This window comes from Rhodococcus aetherivorans (genome assembly GCF_011058165.1).
In the GTDB taxonomy this organism is placed as follows: Bacteria; Actinomycetota; Actinomycetes; order Mycobacteriales; family Mycobacteriaceae; genus Rhodococcus; species Rhodococcus aetherivorans.
The window spans coordinates 40,065-59,619 of the sequence record NZ_JAALEG010000029.1 but is presented as its reverse complement, the minus strand read 5'-3'; the positions used below and the strand labels follow the sequence as shown (position 1 = coordinate 59,619).

Annotated in this window: 22 protein-coding genes; 13 read left to right on the top strand and 9 right to left on the bottom strand. The window is 68.7% G+C overall.

Translation table 11 applies throughout. From position 1 onward, the window contains the following. Both G6039_RS13910 and G6039_RS13905 read right to left on the bottom strand, forming a co-directional pair. Positions 1–230 (bottom strand): thiolase family protein (locus G6039_RS13910; RefSeq protein ID WP_478384683.1); only part of this gene is annotated, 230 nt, incomplete at its 3' end. A 36-nt stretch (positions 231–266) separates the two neighbouring features. After that, positions 267–1,412 carry an acyl-CoA dehydrogenase family protein gene (locus G6039_RS13905; RefSeq protein ID WP_006940667.1) on the bottom strand — a complete coding sequence of 382 codons (1,146 nt, stop codon included), beginning with the start codon at positions 1,410–1,412 and terminating at the stop codon, positions 267–269. Between the two features lie 110 nt (positions 1,413–1,522). Between G6039_RS13905 and G6039_RS13900 the strand changes: the two genes are divergently transcribed. The 10 genes from G6039_RS13900 (at position 1,523) to G6039_RS13855 (ending at position 9,192) form a co-directional block, all read left to right on the top strand. After that, the gene (locus tag G6039_RS13900) at positions 1,523–2,125 is read left to right on the top strand and encodes a TetR/AcrR family transcriptional regulator (RefSeq protein ID WP_029546461.1); all 603 of its coding nucleotides are present in this window, start codon (positions 1,523–1,525) and stop codon (positions 2,123–2,125) included. Between the two features lie 32 nt (positions 2,126–2,157). Next, entirely contained in the window at positions 2,158–2,841 is a 684-nt protein-coding gene (locus tag G6039_RS13895) for a DUF3558 domain-containing protein (protein WP_080688641.1), read from the top strand. Between the two features lie 9 nt (positions 2,842–2,850). After that, positions 2,851–3,177: a hypothetical protein gene (locus G6039_RS13890; RefSeq protein WP_043802411.1), complete on the top strand. Its 327-nt coding sequence runs from the start codon at positions 2,851–2,853 to the stop codon at positions 3,175–3,177. A gap of 297 nt (positions 3,178–3,474) precedes the next feature. Continuing rightward, positions 3,475–4,728 carry a hypothetical protein gene (locus G6039_RS13885; RefSeq protein ID WP_080688642.1) on the top strand — a complete coding sequence of 418 codons (1,254 nt, stop codon included), beginning with the start codon at positions 3,475–3,477 and terminating at the stop codon, positions 4,726–4,728. Next, a complete protein-coding gene (locus G6039_RS13880) occupies positions 4,725–5,483 on the top strand; it encodes an ESX secretion-associated protein EspG (protein WP_006940660.1) in 759 nt (252 codons plus the stop codon). The genes G6039_RS13885 and G6039_RS13880 overlap by 4 nt, the downstream gene beginning before the upstream one ends. After that, entirely contained in the window at positions 5,476–5,949 is a 474-nt protein-coding gene (locus G6039_RS13875) for a DUF309 domain-containing protein (RefSeq protein ID WP_006940659.1), read from the top strand. Before G6039_RS13880 ends, G6039_RS13875 begins: the two co-directional genes overlap by 8 nt. Further along, the gene (locus G6039_RS13870) at positions 5,949–6,569 is read left to right on the top strand and encodes an LON peptidase substrate-binding domain-containing protein (protein WP_043802413.1); all 621 of its coding nucleotides are present in this window, start codon (positions 5,949–5,951) and stop codon (positions 6,567–6,569) included. Before G6039_RS13875 ends, G6039_RS13870 begins: the two co-directional genes overlap by 1 nt. A gap of 246 nt (positions 6,570–6,815) precedes the next feature. Next, entirely contained in the window at positions 6,816–7,604 is a 789-nt protein-coding gene (locus tag G6039_RS30595) for a DUF8017 domain-containing protein (RefSeq protein WP_235194116.1), read from the top strand. Beyond that, positions 7,604–8,824, top strand: a complete 1,221-nt coding sequence (locus tag G6039_RS13860; RefSeq protein WP_043802417.1) for a WXG100 family type VII secretion target — start codon at positions 7,604–7,606, stop codon at positions 8,822–8,824. Before G6039_RS30595 ends, G6039_RS13860 begins: the two co-directional genes overlap by 1 nt. Positions 8,825–8,874: 50 nt before the next feature. After that, the gene (locus G6039_RS13855) at positions 8,875–9,192 is read left to right on the top strand and encodes a hypothetical protein (RefSeq protein WP_232334139.1); all 318 of its coding nucleotides are present in this window, start codon (positions 8,875–8,877) and stop codon (positions 9,190–9,192) included. Positions 9,193–9,266: 74 nt separating this feature from the next. Here the strand turns inward: G6039_RS13855 and G6039_RS13850 are convergent, their stop codons facing one another. The 3 genes from G6039_RS13850 to G6039_RS13840 form a co-directional block, all read right to left on the bottom strand. After that, complete coding sequence (locus tag G6039_RS13850; RefSeq protein ID WP_029546469.1) at positions 9,267–10,775, bottom strand: solute symporter family protein; 1,509 nt, start codon at positions 10,773–10,775, stop codon at positions 9,267–9,269. Positions 10,776–10,780: 5 nt separating this feature from the next. Then, positions 10,781–11,107, bottom strand: coding sequence for a DUF485 domain-containing protein (locus G6039_RS13845; RefSeq protein ID WP_043802506.1), 327 nt, complete (start codon positions 11,105–11,107; stop codon positions 10,781–10,783). A gap of 109 nt (positions 11,108–11,216) precedes the next feature. After that, the gene (locus tag G6039_RS13840; RefSeq protein ID WP_043802419.1) at positions 11,217–11,783 is read right to left on the bottom strand and encodes a MarR family winged helix-turn-helix transcriptional regulator; all 567 of its coding nucleotides are present in this window, start codon (positions 11,781–11,783) and stop codon (positions 11,217–11,219) included. 100 nt (positions 11,784–11,883) lie between these two features. Here G6039_RS13840 and G6039_RS13835 point away from each other — a divergent pair, with 100 nt between their 5' ends. After that, a complete protein-coding gene (locus G6039_RS13835; protein WP_029546472.1) occupies positions 11,884–12,846 on the top strand; it encodes an MBL fold metallo-hydrolase in 963 nt (320 codons plus the stop codon). Between the two features lie 28 nt (positions 12,847–12,874). Continuing rightward, positions 12,875–14,506 carry an FAD-dependent monooxygenase gene (locus G6039_RS13830; RefSeq protein ID WP_043802422.1) on the top strand — a complete coding sequence of 544 codons (1,632 nt, stop codon included), beginning with the start codon at positions 12,875–12,877 and terminating at the stop codon, positions 14,504–14,506. Between the two features lie 52 nt (positions 14,507–14,558). Here the strand turns inward: G6039_RS13830 and G6039_RS13825 are convergent, their stop codons facing one another. From G6039_RS13825 to G6039_RS13810, 4 genes are read right to left on the bottom strand one after another with little or no spacing between them, the layout of a single operon-like run. Then, positions 14,559–14,816, bottom strand: coding sequence for a WhiB family transcriptional regulator (locus G6039_RS13825; protein ID WP_152103802.1), 258 nt, complete (start codon positions 14,814–14,816; stop codon positions 14,559–14,561). Continuing rightward, on the bottom strand, positions 14,813–15,436 hold the full coding sequence (locus tag G6039_RS13820) for a LutC/YkgG family protein (RefSeq protein WP_006940643.1): 624 nt from the start codon (positions 15,434–15,436) through the stop codon (positions 14,813–14,815). The genes G6039_RS13825 and G6039_RS13820 overlap by 4 nt, the downstream gene beginning before the upstream one ends. Further along, entirely contained in the window at positions 15,433–16,935 is a 1,503-nt protein-coding gene (locus G6039_RS13815; RefSeq protein ID WP_006940641.1) for a LutB/LldF family L-lactate oxidation iron-sulfur protein, read from the bottom strand. Before G6039_RS13815 ends, G6039_RS13820 begins: the two co-directional genes overlap by 4 nt. Then, positions 16,932–17,696: a (Fe-S)-binding protein gene (locus G6039_RS13810; protein ID WP_006940640.1), complete on the bottom strand. Its 765-nt coding sequence runs from the start codon at positions 17,694–17,696 to the stop codon at positions 16,932–16,934. The genes G6039_RS13815 and G6039_RS13810 overlap by 4 nt, the downstream gene beginning before the upstream one ends. 187 nt (positions 17,697–17,883) lie before the next feature. On the opposite strand from G6039_RS13810, the gene G6039_RS13805 reads away from it, so the two are divergent. After that, entirely contained in the window at positions 17,884–19,551 is a 1,668-nt protein-coding gene (locus G6039_RS13805) for an L-lactate permease (protein ID WP_006940638.1), read from the top strand. Positions 19,552–19,555: the final 4 nt, after the last annotated feature.

Sequence of the window (19,555 nt, the reverse complement as noted above, 5' to 3'; positions counted from 1 at the left end):
CCCAGCTGCACGGCGACGACGCGGGCGATGTTGAACCCGGACTGGCCGGCGGGCTGGCCGCAGCCGAGCATCAGGTCGTCGATCTGGGCCGGGTCCAGCTCCGGCACCTTCGCCAGGGCGGCCGCGACCATCTGGGTGGCCAGGTCGTCCGGACGCACCGTCCTGAGCGACCCCTTCATCGCCCGCCCGATGGGAGAACGGGCGGCGGACACAATCACAGCTTCGGGCATCACGTGCTCCTTGTTTTGTGTTGACGCTTCGAGTCTCTACAGGCCCAGATCGCGGCCGATGAGTTCCTTCATGATCTCGTTGGTGCCGGCCCAGATCTTGGTGACGCGGGCGTCCTTCCATGCACGAGCCACACGGTACTCGTTCATGAAGCCGTAGCCACCGTGGATCTGCACGCACGCGTCCAGGACCTCGGACTGCGTCTGCGCGGTCCACCACTTGGCCTTGGCCGCGTCCACGGCGGTGAGCTTGCCGTCGGCGTGGGCCTCGACGGCCTGATCGACGTAGGCCTCGGCCACCTCGATCTTGGTGATCAGCTCGGCGAGCAGGAACTTGTTGTACTGCATGGCGCCGATGGCCTGGCCGAACGCCTTGCGCTCCTTCGCGTACTCGATGGTCTCGAGCAGGATGTGCTTGGCGTGGTGCACGTTGTTGACCGCGGACCCGAGCCGCTCCTGCGGCAGCATCTTCATCATCGAGATGAAGCCCATGCCCTCCTCGCCGATGAGGTTGGCGTGCGGGACGCGGACGTCCTTGAAGAACAACTCTGCGGTGTCGGCCTCGGGCTGGCCGACCTTGTCGAGCTTGCGACCGTTCTCGAAGCCCTCCATGCCGCGCTCGACGGCGAACAGGGAGATGCCCTTCGCGCCCTTCGACGGGTCGGTGCGGGCCGCGACGACGACGAGGTCGCAGTTGTAACCGTTGGTGATGAAGGTCTTGGCGCCGTTGAGGATCCAGTCGTCACCGTCGCGCACGGCGGTGGTCTTCAGGTTGGCGAGGTCGGAACCGCCGGAAGGCTCGGTCATACCGATGGCGCAGATGAGCTCACCGGTGGCGCAGCGCGGCAGCCAGCGCTCACGCTGCTCCTCGTTGCCCAGGTGGACGATGTAGGGAACGGTGATGTCCGAGTGGATGCCCATCGACGACGACAGCGCCATGTTCGCGCGGGCGAACTCCTCGCCGAGGATGGCGTTGAAGCGGTAGTCGTTCGCCTCCATGCCACCGAAGCGCTCCGGGATCTCGAGTCCCAGGAAGCCGGCCTTACCGGCCTCGATCCAGATGTCACGGGGAATCTCGTGACGTTCGATGAGCTCCTCCGCACGGGGCATGACGAACCGGTTCACGAACTCGCGCGCCGACTCGCGGAACGCCTCGTGATCGGGGCCGTACAGGGTGCGTTGCATCAACCGCTCCTCAAATCTGTAAGCATCTGCTTATTTTCTAAGCGTGCGCTTATAGTGAACCGCGGCCGCTATCTTGTCAACCAGGGCCGTAGCAGGAACGGGAGCAGGACGTGAGCACATCGAGGGACGCGGTGATCAGCGGATCGAAGGCCGCGGCCCGCCTACGCGAGGCGGCCGTCGAGGTGTTCGCCGAGAACGGCTACGGCGGCACCACCACCAGGCTGATCGCCGCCCGCCTCGACATGAGCCCGGCCGCGATGTATCCCCACTACAAGTCCAAGGAAGAGCTGCTCTACGCGATCAGCTACGAGGGCCACGACCTGGCCCTCGAGGTCGTGCGCGACGCCGACCTCCCCGGCGAGGACGCCACCACTCGGCTGGCCAACGTCATCGGCCGGTTCGCCGAGTGGCAGGCCGAGCACCATCGCCGCGCCCGCGTCGTCCAGTACGAGCTCACCGCCCTGACGCCCGAGCACTACCGCGTCATCACCGGCCTGCGGCGGCGCACCACCCAGGTCGTCCGCACCATCGTCGACGCCGGCGTCGCCTCGGGTGAGTTCACCGTCCCCGACACCGAGGGCGTCACCCTTGCCCTGATGTCGCTGTGCGTCGACATCTGCCGCTGGTACCCCTCCGGCCGCTACCACGAGCCCCACGCCCTCGCGCACCTCTACTCCGATCTCGCCCTCCGGCTCGTGGGCGCCGTCCGCTAGCATCTGTCCCCACACGACGGATCGGGGGGTCCATGGGTGGGGGGCAATGTTCGCGCGGCCGTCGGTCGTCCGCGCCCGCAATCGACGTCGCGTGCGACCGGGAAGCGAGCGAACGAGAGCGACGACGACACCTGCGCACTCGCGGATGGATCGTCGCCCTCGTCGCGGCGGCGGTCAGCGCGTGCACCGCCGTCACGCCCGCGGCACCCACGGAACCACCCGCCACCACCACGACGACACGCACACCCCGCATCGTCGACGAATCCGACCGCCCCCCAGTCACGTTCGACCCCTGCCTCGACATCCCCGACCGAGTGCTCGTCGAGGCAGGCTACGACCCGAGGTCGGAGGAGATCAGCGACTTCGCCGCGACGCACTACACCTTCCTCACCTGCCGCTACGAGGGCACCCTGCATATCCCCGGCGTTCTGCGCCGGTACGGACTCAACGTCATGTCCGGCAACATCACTTTCGCCGAGGTGCAGGTGAAGGTCGCCGAGTACTCCACTCCCATCGAGATCAACGGTCGGCGTGCATTGCTCGAACGAGACCCGGGCCGGTCATGGTCGTGCGCGGTCAACGTCGAGACCTCCTTCGGTGTCCTCATCGTTTCCCGTGTCTATCACCCCGACCAGTCCGCCGAAGTGCCGCAAGACGAGCTATGCGCCGGAATTGAAGACACGACGTCACGCATCGCCGCTCAACTCGCCAACTGAAGGACCGACGTGAGCAAACCGCTACGACTCGACCCACAAACGATCGAAGAGATCGTCGCCATCTGCGAGACCATGCTCGCCAATCTCCGCCATGCGATAGACCGAACCGACGAGTTGACCGCGGTCGGAAGCTTCGGTGGATTCGAGTCCGCGGAACAGCTTCGGCAAGGTTTCCTCACCAAGGCCAGAGGCACCCCCACGTCCGCCTACGAGCGGCTCACCCAATTCCACGAGGCCCTCTCCCGCATGCGCGACACGTTCGCCGCCGGTGGACAGGGCTTCCTCGACGCCGACTACGACTGGGCCCGGCAACTCGGCACCACCGACTCCGCGTGAACCGCCGCCACTGCGCGTCACTCCGAAACCCGGAGAATTCCACGAGTCGTGCTGTATCCGCGCGGGCGCCAGTCGTCCGCGACCACAATTGGGGGAGCGCATGACTGGAAAAGTCGCGGATGGCTGATGCCGTTCGTTCCTCGGCACGACTCGCCACGAGACCGCACGGTCCGCTACGATGCTGCGCACTACCACGGAATCGGGGGGACTCCATGGACACGTCACTTGATGTTTCGCACGGCACCGGAAGACGCACGGCGCAGCACGTCGCGACCGTGAGCGAAAGCACCGAATAGGGTGCCGGAGAACGAGAATCCCGTCGCAGCGATGCTCGAACCGCTGCTCGAGCATCGGGTACCGGAGCGGGTCGGCGCGCTGGCGGACTGGCACACCAGACTGGTGGCACGGCTCGAAGGCAGCTTCGATCCCGACTACGCCACCGCATTCGAGAACTTCCACAGCATGGAGCACGACGCCATCTATCGAGACGTCCAGAGAATGGACCCGGGCGCGATGCGAAGCCTGGCGGAGAGCTGGCGCAAGATCGCGACCGACATGAGCGTCGGTTTCATCTTCGGAACCCAGATGATCTGCAACAAGATTGCCGAGGGGTGGGATGGTGACGCGGCGCGCCGCGCCGTGGCGGCGACCCGCTCCTTCGCGAGGTCGACCGAACAACTCGTGACCGCGCTGCTTGCGGTGTCGACCAAACTCGCTGCGGCATCGGAGGTCGCTTCGGCTGTGCGGAACAACGTGCCACCACCGCCGGCGCAGATTCCGATGCCGTTGGGCGTGGTGGTGCCCCAGGACACGGCCGAGTTCGCGCGGGCGGCGGAGGCGGCGCACGCCGAGGCGGTACGCGTCATGGAATCGCTCTACGTCCCGCATTACCGTGAATCCGGCACGGCGGTTCCGGTCCTGCCGTCGCCGCACGAGGCGACGGCAGGATCCGGTCCGGTCGGGGCAGACCTGTCGCGCCACCCCTCGGGCAGCGCGGAGGGCCGGGGCGGCGGCATCGGCCCCTCGGCCTCGGTGGCCGGCGCCGACGACGGGCAGGTCACGGACGCTCCGTCCCGCGGCACCTCCGCGACAGACGGGGAAGCAGACCCGGGCGGCCCGGCGCCGGGCGCCGGCGAGCCTGCAGCCACCACCCCGGCCGCGACGACGACGGCCGGCGCGACGTCGGGCCCGGAGCGGTACCCGGGTTCGGGTGGACCTCCGGGCGGACCCGGTGGTCCAACGTCCGGAGGCGCCGGCGGTGGAAGCGGCGGCTCCGGCGCTGCCGGTCCCGGCGGGCTCGGACCCGTGGGTGGCCTACCGGTCGCGAACGGTACGACGAACCCGGCGACGTCGGGCGCCGGCGCCCGCGCCGGGTCGGCCCGTCCGGGCGGCATGTACCCGGGCATGCTGGGCGCCCCGGCGCGTCCTGCGCGCGACGACGAGGCCGCCCGCACGGTGCCCAGTTATCTGGTGGGCGCCGACAACGGGAACGAGCTCGTCGGTCCGATCCCGCTCACCGCGCCGCCGGTGCTGGGGGTCGATCCGGCATGAGGTGGCGGCTCACCCCCGACCGGTTCCTGGCCCTGTGGACCGCGACGGGACTCGACGAGATTCCGTTTCCTCTGCGCTACCGCTCCACCGCGCTGTGGGAGGACGAGCACGCCGCGAACCTCGAGGCGGCCCACCGGTGGCGGCGCACGAATCCCGACGAGCGGCTCACCGCGGCGATAGCGACGATGCGATACGCGGAGGTCGCCGTCGAAGTGTACGGGCAGTTCTCGGAGGGCTCCGAGTTGCGGCTGCGGGGATGCATCAGGCACGACTCCGCCGTTCTGGCGCGGCAGGATCCGGGACGTGCCGGCGATCTCGTCGTGACGGCGACCGCGGCGCACACACTGGCGGAGGCGGTCGTACATTGCCTACCCGGCGCGCCCCCGGGTACGGCGCCGGCGCTGTCGGCACCCACCGCGGAAGTGGCGGAGTTCGCGCGCCCGACGCAGGTGCTCCGGACCGCGCAGGCGCCCCCGGCCGTCCGGTTGCGGCGGCTGCTGACCGATCCGCGGTCCGGGACGGGCAGCGTGCGGGTGCTGTGCTCACCGGACGGTCTGAACTTCACGCCGGTCACCGATCTCGGCTGGTTCGACGTCGCAGGCGACGGGCGGTACCTGTTCCGGACCGGCCACCACACCCACGTCTGCCCGGCCACCCCGGAGCTGCTGCGCGACGAGCTGGCCTACGCGGTCGACGAGGCGCGCGAGAAGCGGGGTCGCGTCGGCGCTGCCGGTTTACGCTGGGTGCATGGCTGAACGGGATCGAACGGTCGACGGCAAACCGCAGAACGCCCGCCCGCGCGACGCCCTGGGGCGCCCGTTGCCCTACGGCGAGGAGGGAGTCGAACGGGTCCCGGAGGACCTGCAGCTCGAGCCCGACGAGGCGATCACCGAGGCGCAGCGGCTGCTCGACCACGGGTATCCGTTCCATGCGCACGAGGTGCTGGAAGGCACGTGGAAGTCGGCGCCGGCCGACGAGCGGACGCTGTGGCAGGGCTTGGCGCAGCTCACCGTGGGGCTGACGCATCTGCTGCGGGACAATCCGGCCGGGGCCGCGTCGCTGCTACGGCAGGGGGAGGCTCGGATCCGCCATTACGAGGACGAGCCGCCGCACGGGCTGGACATAGACGGCCTCGCGGCATGGGCGGAACACCTGTTGACGGAGATCGCGCGCGGCGAGCCGATCCCGGCGCCGCCGATACCGCGGCTGCGGCTGCCCTGATGCCCGTGCTCCCGATGTTCCCGCTGGGAACCGCGCTGCTTCCGGGCGACGCCCTTCCACTCCACGTGTTCGAACCGAGGTATCGAGAGCTGGTCCGGGACTGCCTCGCAGATCCGGACGGGCCGCGGTTCGGCGTGGTGCTCATCGAGCGAGGCCACGAGGTGGGTGGGGGCGAGACCCGCCACGACGTCGGCACGGTCGCGCGGATCGTGATGGACACCGAACTCGACGACGGTCGCTACTTCCTGGAATGCATCGGCGAGGAACGCATCCGGGTGATCGACTGGCTACCGGACGACCCGTATCCGCGGGCGGAGGTCGAGCCGTGGCCGGACATGGAGTCCGGTCCGGTGGACTTCTCCGGCCTGAGAGTGGGGCTCGGCCGGCTGTACGGTCTGCTCGACCGCCTGTCGGGCGGCCGGATCGAACCCCCGAGCATCACCGAACTGCCCGACGAGCCGGGTGCCCGGCTGTTCGCGCTGGCACGCTTCGTCCCTATGGGTGAGGCCGACCGGCTGCAGGTACTCACGGCGCACGGACCCACCGAACGATTGGCCGTGCTGACCGAATGCATCTCGAACGCTGTCCAACTCGCGCAGTGGCGCCTCGACAGTACGTAAGGGCGAGGGCGAACCGCCTCGCGGACAGCGCATGACCTCCCTCGACCGCACCCGCGCGTCTGCCGGTCAACCGCTGCCGCACCCCGTCGGTCGCCAGGACGACCGCGCACGTCGCCGACGGTTGCATCCCGACAGCCGGGAACGAACACACGACGATCCGGGTATCTGCGGGGCCCAGAAAAGCTCAATCCCCATGCGGAACACATCAACTGGTATGGTTCTGCCGTCGATAGGGGGGATCGAACAATGTCGAAATGGGGCGTCGTTGTCCTTCAGCTGGCCAAGGTGGCGTTGTGGTATGTGGGGGGCTTGCTGGCCATCGGTGGAATATCCGCAGCAGCGAGCCTGCTGAGGCCGGACCTTCCGGATTCCGGCTGGGCGCCACCACCACCGATCACGACGACACGCACCGAGTCGCCCACTGCCGCAACACCACCGCGCGAACTCCCCCCGGGTTTCCCGTCGATGGAGCGCGCTCCGCTCCCGCCGGAGGTTCCCGAAGGGCAACCGCAACCGGTACCGACACGGTTCGGGCTCACGTACACCACTCCAGCCGGCTGGTTCGGGCAGGGCCAATCGGTCATGGGCTGGAGAAGCCGGGACGGTGCAGCGATGGTGATCGGTTCGGCATCCGCTTTCGGGAAGGAGTACTGCGAGGCGGACGACACGTCGATGCTGGCCGCAGTGGGGATCACGGGGCGCCCAGCGGGCGACCTCCTGACCGTCGCTGCTCACGAAGTCCGGGCGGTCGAATGGATGTACTCCGACGACGGACGACTGCCGACGATCAACTATTCGGACCCCGTCCATTTCGAGATTGCCGGAAACCCGGCAGTCCGGCTCACGGCTCTGGTGTCCGACATCCCGCCCACCGACGAATGTGACCCGCCGGCAGCACGGTTGGACGTCGTGGCCACCACCGGCCTTGCAACAGCGGAGGTCGCGGTCTTCGTCGTCCGGGCGGATCGCGGTGTGGCCGGACAGCTCGACGACAGCTCTATCGATGATCTCGTCGCGTCGCTGAGGAGATCGTGATGTCCGGGACGCACGAGGAATTCTCCGCCACCACACGCCGGATAGCCGGCGCTGCCGTCGCCGTGCAGGAGATCGGACACGATGTTGTGCGGGCGAACCGGTATCTCGCCGTCCACGGTGAGCCGAACGGCAATTTCGACGGTGTGCTGTTGCAGACGATCCGGGCCGGGTTCGAGGCGGTTCTCCCGTCGGCACAGTCTCGATACTTCCAGGTTGCCGATCTCTGCCTGAAGACCAGCATCGAACTGAACCGGTGCGCGTGGATGTACGACGACACCGAGGCACGGAATTACGAACGGCTCAATGCCAACATGCTCTTCCCGAAGTCGGTCGACGCATTCGATCCCGACACACCGGCGCCCGGTCCGGCGCGGCCGTATCCCGGCACCTTCCCGTATGGCGGTCCGGACCGGATCGAACTCGGTCACCCCGAAACCCTCCCCGAGGACGTCCGCCAGGTCGTCGCGGATGCAGCCGGTTGGCTCGGCGATGTCGACGAGGCGATCGACATGCTGACCGGGTGGAGCCCGATCGCGCAGGTCGTCGAACCGCTGGGCGGAAACTGGAACGAACTCGAGCGCCTCGGCGACGCCTATCGCATCGCCGGGGAGGCGGTAGAGACCAGCGGCGGGAACCTCGCCGCCGTCGTCCGGACCCTGGATCCCCACTGGGGCGGGCAGGCCGCCCGGGCGTTCACGGACTACGCCGACCGCATCGTCGATGCCCTCCGATGGGAGGGACCGGTCGGACGCGTCATCAAGGAGACGTGCTACCTGGTTGCGGAGAAGATCCGGGAGGGGATCGTCACGGCGGTTCGGTCACTGAAGGAGATGCTCGAAGAAGAAGTGGCATTCGATGACGCGTTGCAGAAGTTGAAGTTCCTGCTGAAGAAGACTCCGTTCGTCGGTACGGCCGCACAGATCGTCACGATCACCAAAATCGTTCAGAACACGATGGAATTCGTCGACGATGTAGTGGACCGGATCCGCGAGCTCGCCGACGCATTGAAGGAATTCCTCGACGCACTGTCGTCGCCGGCGGACGTCCTGAAGGATCGGGTCGAGCAGAAGCTGGCGCCGCTGACCGAGGCGCACGAGCGCACCGAGCACAGGGCGGAGGTGGCCATCGACCTCGCCGGCGTCGCAGACGTGAGCGGCCCCGTGAACAAGCCCTCCAGCGCGTATTCGGTCGGTGAGGACCCGTGGGCGGATGCGATATGAGGGAAGTACCGCCGCACCTCGACAGTCCACTGCGGCGAATCCACCAGGCCGTGACCGACTTCGAAGCCGCCGTGATCCGCGCACGAGGGTTCGCCGGCGCCGACCGGGACCGACGCATCGAGGTCGACGATGCGTTGATGGAACAACTCGCAGCGACCGCGGAAGCGTCCCCCGAGTTGCGGCTGTATGCGTCGAGAGTCGCTGCCGGACAGTGCCGGTGGTCCGAGATCGAGGTGACGGCGCGTCCGGTTCCGCCGGAGGTGGCCGAACTCAAGACGAATCCGCGGCTCCGGTGGTTCCCGGAACCGCCGCGTACCTCGACTGCGGAAGGGCAGGAATGGGAGTCCTACCGGATCCCCTGGCAGTAGCTCCCCTACCCGTGGTGGCCGCGGCGGTGCGTCCTTCGGGCTGTCCTGGCAGCCCGAAGGACACACCGGCCGTGTCAGCGGCCGATGAGTGCGAGGCGTTCGATCTCGGCGAAGTCGGTGCCGGCGGCCTCCGGCCGGGAGCGGCCGACCAGCGAGCCCACATAGGCCAGCAGGAATCCCGCCGGCACGGACACCAGGGCCGGGATCGTGAGCGGGAAGATCGGGTCGATCCCGTGGATCAGCCCGGTGGGTCCCAGGATGTTGGGACTGATCGCCACCAACCCGAGGCTCACTGCGAGGCCGCCGACCAGGGCCCAGGTCGCGCCGACGCGGTTGAATCCGCGCCAGTAGATGCTCAGCAGCAGCACAGGCAGGCTGGTGCTCGCGGCGACGGCGAACGCGACGTTGGCGAGGAAGCCGAGGTTGAAGCCCTTGGCCCCGAGCGCGAGGAACATGGCGACGACGGCGATGCCGAGCAGTGACAGCCGGGCCACCTTCAATTGCTGTTCACCGGTGGCCTTTCCGCCCTTGACGACGTGAGTGTAGAGGTCGTGCGCGAACGCTCCGGAGGTGGCGATGGCGACGCCGGCGAGGACCGCGAGGATCGTGGCGAGGGTGATGCCGATGATCACGGCCTCGAGGGCAGGACCACCGAGGGCGCCGGCGAGCTGAACCACGGCGAGGTTACCCTGTGGATGCGCGGCGGCGATGGCGTCGGATCCGAGGGCGCGGATCGCGCCGTATCCGACGAACGGCAGCACCACGTAGAAGGCGCTGAAGATCCACAGTGCGACCACACCGGATTTGCGGGCGGCGCGGGCGTCCTTGACGGTGAGGAACCGGACCATCACGTGCGGCAGACCCATCACGCCGAGGGCAAGGGCGAGCTGCTGGGAGATGATGTCGAAGGTCTTGGTGGTGTTCTGCGGGTGCGACGACGCGACCGAGTCCGGCAGCGGCTCGACGACGTGCAGCGGGCTCGGCCCGTACTTCGCGAGCACCAGGAACAGGATGAGAGCGGTGCCGGTCAGCAGCAGCCCGGTCTTGAGCACCTGCACCCAGGTAGTGGCGAGCATGCCGCCGAACATGGTGTAGACGACCATGAGCAGCCCGAGGACGATGACGGCGACCCAGAACTTGATGCCCAGCAGGGCCTGCACGAGCAGTCCCGCGCCGACGAACTGGATCACCATGTACATCGCGGAGATGACGATCGTGGTGACGGCGAGAGCGGCGCGCAGTCCGCGGCCGTCGAACCGGGCGGCGACGGCGTCGGCGAGGGTGAAGCGGCCGAGGTTGCGCAGCGGTTCGGCGATGATGAGCAGCACCAGCAGGTACGCCAGAGGCACCGCGGTGGCGTAGTAGAAGCCACTGAACCCGGCGATCCCGATCATGCCGGTGATTCCGAGAAACGAAGCGGCCGAGACGTAGTCGCCGGAGATGGCCAGTCCGTTGCCGACGGGCCCGACCTGCCCCTCGGCGACGTAGTGCGAGTCCGTGGAGGTGTTGCGCTTGGCGGCCAGGTAGGTGATGCCGAGGGTGACACCGATGATGGCGACGACGATCGCGACGCTGAGTCCCATGCCGGTCACCGCCCTTCCAGCGCGGCAAGGTGCGCATCGACGACTGCATCCATGCGGCGCGCCCAGCGGGTGTAGATCTGCGCGACGACGAGGATCGCGGCGAAGACGGCGAACCCGACCCAGTACGCGATGCCGAGTCCGCCGAGGCGGCCGGACAAGACCGTGGTGGAGGTTGTCAGGACGATGTGGCCCATGAACACCGCGAGCAGGACGGCTGCGGAGCCGAGCGACAGGCGTCGGCGTTGCCGAGCAAGGGCGAGGACGGCGTCGAGACCGGCGTCGTCCGGCCGGGTCGTGCCGCCGCCGGCGGCCGTGGAGATGTCGAGCGACATGATCACCTCAATGGGGTGTGAAGGGATCAATCAATCAATGCTTTGATTGATTGGACGCCCTACCGTAAGTGAGGGCCATCACAAAGCGCAAGTACTCCGGCGCCGCGACTCAGTCGCGGGTGTGGATATCGAGGTCGTCGGCCGCGGTGGCGAGCTTCTCCAGCAGGCCGATCAGGATGGTCTGCTCGGGCTTGGTCAGCACGCTCGTCCAGGTCCGTTCGCGCTTGTTGTGCGCCGCGTAGGTGCTGGTGATCGCGTCGACGCCGGCCTGGGTCAGACTCAGCTCGACCGCGCGCCGGTCGCGCTCAGAGCGCCGCCGGGTCACGAGGCCGTCCCGTTCCAGCGTGTTGACCAGCGCGGACACGGCGGCGCGGCTCATACCGGAGAGCTGGGCGACCCGCTTGGCATCGCTCGGCCCGGACAACCACAGCATGAACAGCACCCGGAAGCCGGGCCAGCTCCAGCCCTGCGGGCGGTGCACGGTGGACTCGAGGTCGTAGACGAGTGCACTCGCGACCCGGGTCAGTTCGAGCACGAGCCGCATCGACTGGGGATCGACCTCGGGCATGACGCGCGTCGTCTTGCGCACGGCGAAGTCGACAAAGCTCAGAAAGTCCAGGTTGTCCACGTCGTCCGCAGGCTCGCTCACCCCGCCAGCGTAGAGGTGGCGCCGCATGCACCGTGCCGAAGTGGTCAAAGGCTTGCGCATCCGGTGTGACGCCACTTACATTGGTCACAGATTCGTTCAAACCTTTTACTAACTGGGGTGGTTCCATATGACCGCACTGTCCTTCGCTTCCTCCGCCGATCTGGGCGAGAAGGAGCAGACCCTCGAGATTCTCGCCGACGGGGTGTACGCGCTGACCGCCGAGGGCGATCCCAACCTCGGGGCTGTCGAGGGCGAGGACTTCCTCGTGTGCTTCGAGGCGCTCGCCACCCCGGTCGCGGCGCGCGACTGGCTGGCCAAGCTGCGTGAGCATACCGACAAGCCCGTGCGCTACCTCGTGCTCTCGCACTACCACGCGGTGCGGGTGCTGGGAGCGTCCGCCTTCGACGCCGACACCATCGTCGCGCACGAGAACACCTACAACCTCATCGCCGAGCGCGGCCGGGAGGACTGGGAGTCCGAGTTCGGCCGCATGCCGCGCCTGGCCAAGGGTGCCGACTCCGTGCCCGGCCTGACCTGGCCGACACTGACGTTCAGCGACCGGCTCACCATCGACCTCGGTGGCGACCGCGGCAACCTGGTACTCCAGCACCTCGGCCGCGGCCACACCGAGGGCGACATCGTCGCGTGGCTGCCGCAGCAGAAGATCCTGTTCGCCGGCGATCTCGTCGAGGCGCAGGCCGCGCTGTACACGGGCGATGCGTTCCACCGCGACTGGTCCACCGGCACACTCGACCGGATCAAGGCGCTCGGCGCCGAGGCGCTCGTCGGCGGGCGCGGCGCGGTCAGCCGCGGCCGCGAGGAGGTCGACGCCGCCATCGAGCAGACCCGGCACTTCCTGAACGTGATGCTCACCGAGGTAGGGACCGTGCAGCGGCGTGGCGGCACATTGAAGGAGGCGTTCGAGGCGACGCACGCGGCACTGTTCGACCGCTATGGGCACTGGCCGATCTTCGAGCACTGCCTGCCGTTCGACGTCTCCCGGGTGTGGGACGAACTGTCCGGCATCGAACGGCCCGTGATCTGGACCGCCGAGCGCGACCACGAGGTCTGGGCCCAGCTCCAGAGCTGACCCCACCACGGTACGAGAAGGAAATGTGATGACAGTGCGGAACATTCACAACGGCACCGTCGCGGTGCTCGGGAACGGACCCGTCGGGCAGACCACCGCCCTGCTGCTCGCCCGGTGGGGCATTCGCGTGATCGTCCTGGACGCTCGCCCCGAACGCGACCCGATCGGCTCGAAGGCGATCTGCCAGCAACGCGACGTGCTCGAAGTGTGGGCCGCCGTCGGTGTCGGCGAGCAGGTCGCCGCGGAGGGCGTCACGTGGGACACCGCGAGCACCTTCTACCGCGACGAGAAGCTGTTCACCCAACCGTTCGTCGACAACGGCCGCTCCGCGTTCCCGCCGTTCGTCAACATCTCCCAGGCCCGCACGGAGCAGCTGCTCGACGAGCGCATCGCCGAGGAACCGCTCATCGAGGTCCGGTGGGGTCACCATGTCGACGGTATCGACCAGGACGACGCCGGCGTACGCGTGCTGTGCACGACCCCGGACGGTCCCGCCGTCGTGCCCGTCGCCTACGCGGTCGCGACGATGGGGGCGCGGGCCGACGGGTTCCGCACGCACCTCGGGCTGGACTTCGCGGGTCGCACGTTCGACGACAAGTTCCTCATCTGCGACATCAAGGCCGACATCCCCGGCTGGGCACACGAGCGCAGGTTCTACTTCGATCCCGAGTGGAATCCCGGACGCCAGGTGCTCATCCACCCGTGCCCGGATTCGACGTTCCGCATCGACTGGCAGGTCCCCGGCGACTACGACCTCGAGGCCGAAACGGAGAGCGGCGCCCTCGACCGCCGGATCCGCCGGATCATCGGCGCCGAGCTGCCCTACGAGATCGTGTGGAAGTCCGTGTACCGCTTCCATGCTCGTCTCGTCGACCGGATGCGCGTGGGCCGCGTCCTCGTCGCCGGCGACTGCGCTCATCTCGTGTCGCCGTTCGGTGCGCGCGGCCTGAACTCCGGGGTCGGCGACGCCGAGAACGCCGCGTGGAAGCTCGCGTTCGTGCTGCGCGGCTGGGCCGACGAGTCGCTCCTGGACACCTACGACCTGGAGCGGCGGGCCGCGGCGCGCGAGAACATCGAGGTCACCTCCGCGACAATGGATTTCCTGGTGCCGCAGACCGACGAGCAGCGCGCACACCGCCTGCGTATCCTCGAGGCGGCGGCCGACGACGCCGACGCCCGCGCCCAGGTCGACTCGGGCCGCCTCGCGGAACCGTTCTGGTATGCCGACTCGCCACTGACCACCGCGGACCCGGCCCGTCCCTTCGCTGGTCGGCCCGCCAGGGGTGTTGCTCCACAGCCTGTTCCGGGCGTTCTGCTGCCGGACATGCCGGTCGCGGTGTGCGGTCGGGCCACGCGCCTGCGTGCGCTGGCCCGGGCGGGAATCCTGCTCCTGCACGGCCGCGACGTCGACGCGACCACGCTGCGCACGCTCGCGCTGGACGCCACGAGCGCGCCGGTTCGGATCCACGCCCTCGACGACATCGACGCGACCGGCGCGCTCGCCGAAAGCCTTTCCGCGGCAGCGCACGAGGTGTGGGTTGTCCGGCCCGACGCGCACATCGCCGCGGTCGTCGACACCGCGGACCCGGCCGTGCTGACCGATGCGATCCGCACCGCCACCGGACGGCGGGTCGTGGCCCCGCTGGTGGCCGCGGTGTGACACAGAGGTGGTACGCGCTCCCCGGTCACGGAACCGGGGAGCGCGTCCGCGGTCAGCGCCGGGTGCGGCGTTCCCGCTCCGACAGACCTCCCCACACACCGTGCCGCTCCCTGCTGAGCATCGCGTGGGTTCGGCACTCCGTCAGCACCGGGCAGCTCGCGCAGATCCGCTTCGCGGCGGCCTCGCGCCGGCGCCGGACGTGCGATGGTTCGTCGTCCGGGGCGAAGAAGTAGAATTCACCGGCGGATCGGCAGCTACCGCGGAACCGCCAGCCGAGGGCCGGCCGGGTGTGCTCGCTCAGCAGGCTCACCCAACGATCACCACGTCCAGGGTCCGCGGACCGTGCACACCCTCGACTCGTTCGAGTTCGATGTCGGAGGTTGCGGACGGGCCGCTGATCATGGTGGTGGGCCGCTCCGGCACCAGCCGGGCCAGTGCCTCCGGGACCCCGACCTCGACGTCGGCGAGCGGCACCACGCACACGTGCAGGTCCGGCACCAGGGTCAGCGCACGCCGCCCCTGGCCCGGGCTTCCGTCGAGGAAGATCGTGCCGGTCTCGGCGCACGTGACGGCGGAGGCGGTAACGACGCCGTCGAGTGCGCCGAGGTCCGGCGCGGGGATCTCGGCCGAGTCCACCACCACGTCACCGTCGAACCGCGCCAGCCACGAGGGATCCAGTCCGGCGGGAATCCCCACGCGCCGCACACCCCTCTCCGCGAGGACCCGTGCGAGCACGTCGGGCAGGTCGCCGGGCGTGCACTCGTGGACGTGTGCCTTGTAGTCGACGAGCCGGTCCACGAGCAGTTCCCGGCGCTGCGCGTCGGGCAGGGTGCGTCCGGTGCGATAGTCGCGCGGAACCTGCACGGGCTCCGGCGGAGCCAGGGTCAGGGCGTCACGGATCCGGCCGAGGATGACATCCCGGGTGCTCACTGCTGTCGTCCCTTCTCGCGAGCCTGCGCCAGCGCGGCCCGCCCCTCGTCCGAGTTCCACCATTGCCGGAACGTCTGTTTCGGTGGTGCCGGAATATCACGCGCCTCGGTCCAGCCTCCCAGCGGCCCGGGCAGCGTCGTGATCTTCCCCTTCCTCCCGGCGAGGAGCCGGCCGAGTCCGGCGGCCTTCTGCGCGGCCGTCCACCGGCGCGACGACGACATCGCCAGCGAGGCCGCCTTCATCGCCGCGGCCTCGACCCCGAACGGCGCGTGCTCGACCTTCTGGTGCCGCAGTTCGACCAGCAGCGACGGGATGTCGATCTTGACCGGGCACGCGTCGAAACATGCTCCGCACAGGCTCGACGCGAACGGCAGGGTCGCGTTGGGGTCACCCGGTGTGTCCATGCCGGCGAGTTGCGGGCTGAGCACGGCGCCGATCGGCCCGGGATACGTCGAGCCGTAGGCGTGCCCGCCGGTGCGCTCGTACACCGGGCACACGTTCAGGCAGGCCGAGCACCGGATGCAGTGCAGCGCTTCGCGTCCCACCCCGTCGGCGAGCGCGGCGGTGCGGCCGTTGTCGAGCAGCACGAGGTGGAACTCCTGCGGTCCGTCGCCGGGGGTGACGCCGGTCCACATCGACGTGTACGGGTTCATCCGCTCCCCCGTCGACGACCGCGGCAGCAGTTGCAGGAACACCTCGAGGTCCCGGAAGGTGGGCAGCAGCTTCTCGATGCCCATCACCGTGATGAGGGTCTGCGGCAGGGTCAGGCACATGCGACCGTTGCCCTCGGATTCGACGACGGCGAGCGTGCCGGTCTCGGCGATCCCGAAGTTCGCGCCCGACACCGCGACCGGCACGGTCATGAACTTCCGGCGCAGGAACTTGCGGGCCGCGGCCGCGAGATGTGCCGGGTTGTCGTCGAGATCGGGGTCGACATCGGGCATCTCGCGCAGGAAGATCTCGCGGATCTCGGCGCGGTTGCGGTGGATGGCGGGGACGAGGATGTGCGACGGCTTGTCGTGACCCAGCTGGACGATGAGTTCGGCGAGATCGGTCTCGTAGGCCGTGATCCCCTGGTCCTCGAGATGCTCGTTGAGCCCGATTTCCTGCGTGGCCATCGACTTGACCTTGATGACCTCGTCCGAGCCGGTCTTGCGGACCAGGTCGGTGACGATGGCGTTGGCCTCGGTGGCGTCGGCCGCCCAGTGCACGACGCCACCGCGGGCGACGACCGCCGCCTCGAGCTCGATGAGCAGTTCCGGCAGCCGGCCGAGCACGTCGCGCTTGACGGCGGCGCCGGCGTCGCGGAGCTGCTGCCAGTCGGGCAGTTCGTCGGTCACGTTCAGCCGCTTGGCCCGGATGGTGTGGGTGGCCTTGCCGATGTTGCGGCGCAGCTGGGTGTTCGCGAGTTCGTGATGCGCTGCGGCGGGGAATTTCTCGGTGCCGCGCAGATTGCCGGAGCCGCGCGGGGGGACGGCGGGCATGCCGAGGACGGTCATGCGGGCACTCCCTTCGGCGCGACGGCCGGTTCGACGGAGGCGAGGATCTCCGCGAGGTGGATGGTGCGGGCCCCGGTGCGCAGGCGCGAGAGCCCGCCGCCGATGTGCATCAGGCACGACGAGTCGCCGGCGCTGCAGTATTCGGCGCCGGTCGCGGCTATGTTGCACAGCTTGTCCGCGAGCATCGCGGTGGAGGTCTCGGCGTTCTTGATCGCGAACGTGCCGCCGAATCCGCAGCAGGAGTCGGCCTCGGGCAGTTCGACGAGGTCGATCTCGCGGACCGCCCGCAGCAGTTGCAGCGGTCTGTCGCCGACGCGCAGCATGCGCAGCGAATGGCAGGTGGGGTGGTAGGTGACCCGGTGCGGGAAGTAGGCGCCGACGTCGGTGACGCCGAGGACGTCGACGAGGAACTCGGACAGCTCGTACGTCTTCGCCTTCACCGTGTCGACGCGGCCGCACAGCGCCGGCGAGCCGTAGCGGGCGGCGACGATCTCGTGCTGGTGCCGCACGGAACCGACGCAGGACCCGGACGGCGCGACGATCGCGTCGATGTGGGTGTCGCCGAAGGTGTCGGCGTAGTTCTCGACGAGGGGCAGCGCGTCGGGTTGGTAGCCGGTGTTGACGTGCATCTGGCCGCAGCAGGTCTGGCCTTCGGGGAAGACGACGTCGTGGCCGAGCCGGGTGAGGAGCAGGGCGGTGGCCGAGACGGCACCGGGGAACATCGTGTCCCCGAGGCACGTCGCGAACAGGGCGATTCGCATGTGGATCTCCGCATCGGGTCTGTGTGGTCAGACCACAGTAACGCATGGTCGGTGCGGTGCGTCACCCCCTCGGCCGAAATTCCCCCGGATCCCTCCGGCACTCGATTGTGACCGGGGTCATGGTGTACGGTCCTGTGGTCTGACCACAGAACCCGCCGCGGTCCGCGGCGCAAACCGGGAGTTTCATGTGGAAACCGAACTGCTGGCGGTGACGTACACGCCGTCGACCACCGCCGTCGCCGGCAACCTCACCGCGACGGCCCTGCTGGGCCTGGTCCCCCTGCTGACGTTCTTCGTGCTGCTCGCCGGCCTCAAGCTCAAGGCCTGGTACTCCGGGCTCGGCGCGCTCGCCGTCGCGCTCGTCGTCGCCGTCGTCGGCTTCGGCATGCCGGCGCCGCTGGCCGGACTGTCCGCGCTGCAGGGCATCACGTTCGGCCTGTTCCCGGTCATGTGGATCGTGGTGACCGCAATCTGGTTCTACGAACTCACCGTTGTCAGTGGACGTTTCGAGGACTTGCGGCACGTGTTCAACTCGGTCGGTCACGGCGACATGCGCATCCAGGCGATGCTCATCGCATTCTGCTTCGGCGGCATGCTCGAGGCCCTCGCCGGATTCGGCGCACCGGTCGCCATCACCGGCGCGATGCTCATCGCGATCGGAATGCCCCCGATCCGCGCCGCCGTCACCGTGCTCGTCGCGAACACCGCACCGGTTGCGTTCGGCGCCATGGCAATTCCGATCACCACCGCCGGCAACCTCACCGGCATCCCGTCGACCGAGATCGCGGCCGTCGTCGGCCGACAGACGCCGGTCCTGGCGTGGTTCGTGCCGTTGCTGTTACTGCTGCTGGTCGACGGCCGGCGCGGCGTCCGGCAGGTGTGGCCGATCGCGCTGGTCACCGGTTTCGCCTTCGCGGTCGCCCAGTACTGGTGCTCGAGCAACTTCTCGTACGAACTCACCGACGTCGTCGCGTCCCTCGTCGGGCTCGCCGCCGCCGTCCTCATGCTGCGGTTCTGGCGGCCCACCACGCCCGAGGACCAGCATTCGCACGTCACAGCCGAACCGATCGGCGCCGTGCGCACGGCAATGGCCCTGTTCCCGTACCTGCTCGTCATCGTGGTGTTCGGCATCGCCAAGCTGTGGACCCTCGGCCTCGACGTGCCGAAGTGGCTGTCGGGCACCGACATCAAGATCGAGTGGCCCGGGCTGTACGGGAATCTGCTCACCGCGAGCGGGGATCCGTCGACCGGGGCGATCTACACGCTGCCGTGGCTGTCGAATCCCGGCACACTCCTGCTGCTCTCGGGGATCATCGTCGGCGTCGTGTACACGGTGCGCAGCGGCGACGGGCGGTTCCCGATGACCGTCCGGCTCACCTTCCGCACCTTCGGCGAAACACTGTGGAAGATGCGGCTTTCCATCGCCACAGTGGCGACGGTGCTCGGACTGGCGTACGTGATGAACCACTCCGGGCAGACCGTCGCGATCGGTACGTGGCTCGCCGGCACCGGCGCGATCTTCGCGTTGCTGTCGCCGATCCTCGGCTGGCTGGGTACCGCCGTCACCGGCTCGGACACCTCGGCGAACGCGCTGTTCGCGCGGCTGCAGCAGACAGCGGGCCAGGCCGCGGGTATCGATCCGACACTGCTGGTCGCGGCGAACACCTCCGGCGGTGTCGTCGGCAAGCTGATCAGCCCGCAGAACCTCACCATCGCGGCGACCGCAGTCGCCCGGCCGGGCAGCGAGCCGCTGCTGCTGCGCAAGGTCGTCGGCTACAGCGTCGGGATGCTCGCGCTGTTGTGTGTGCTGGTGTATCTCCAGTCGACTCCGGTGCTGTCGTGGATGCTGCCGTGAGCCG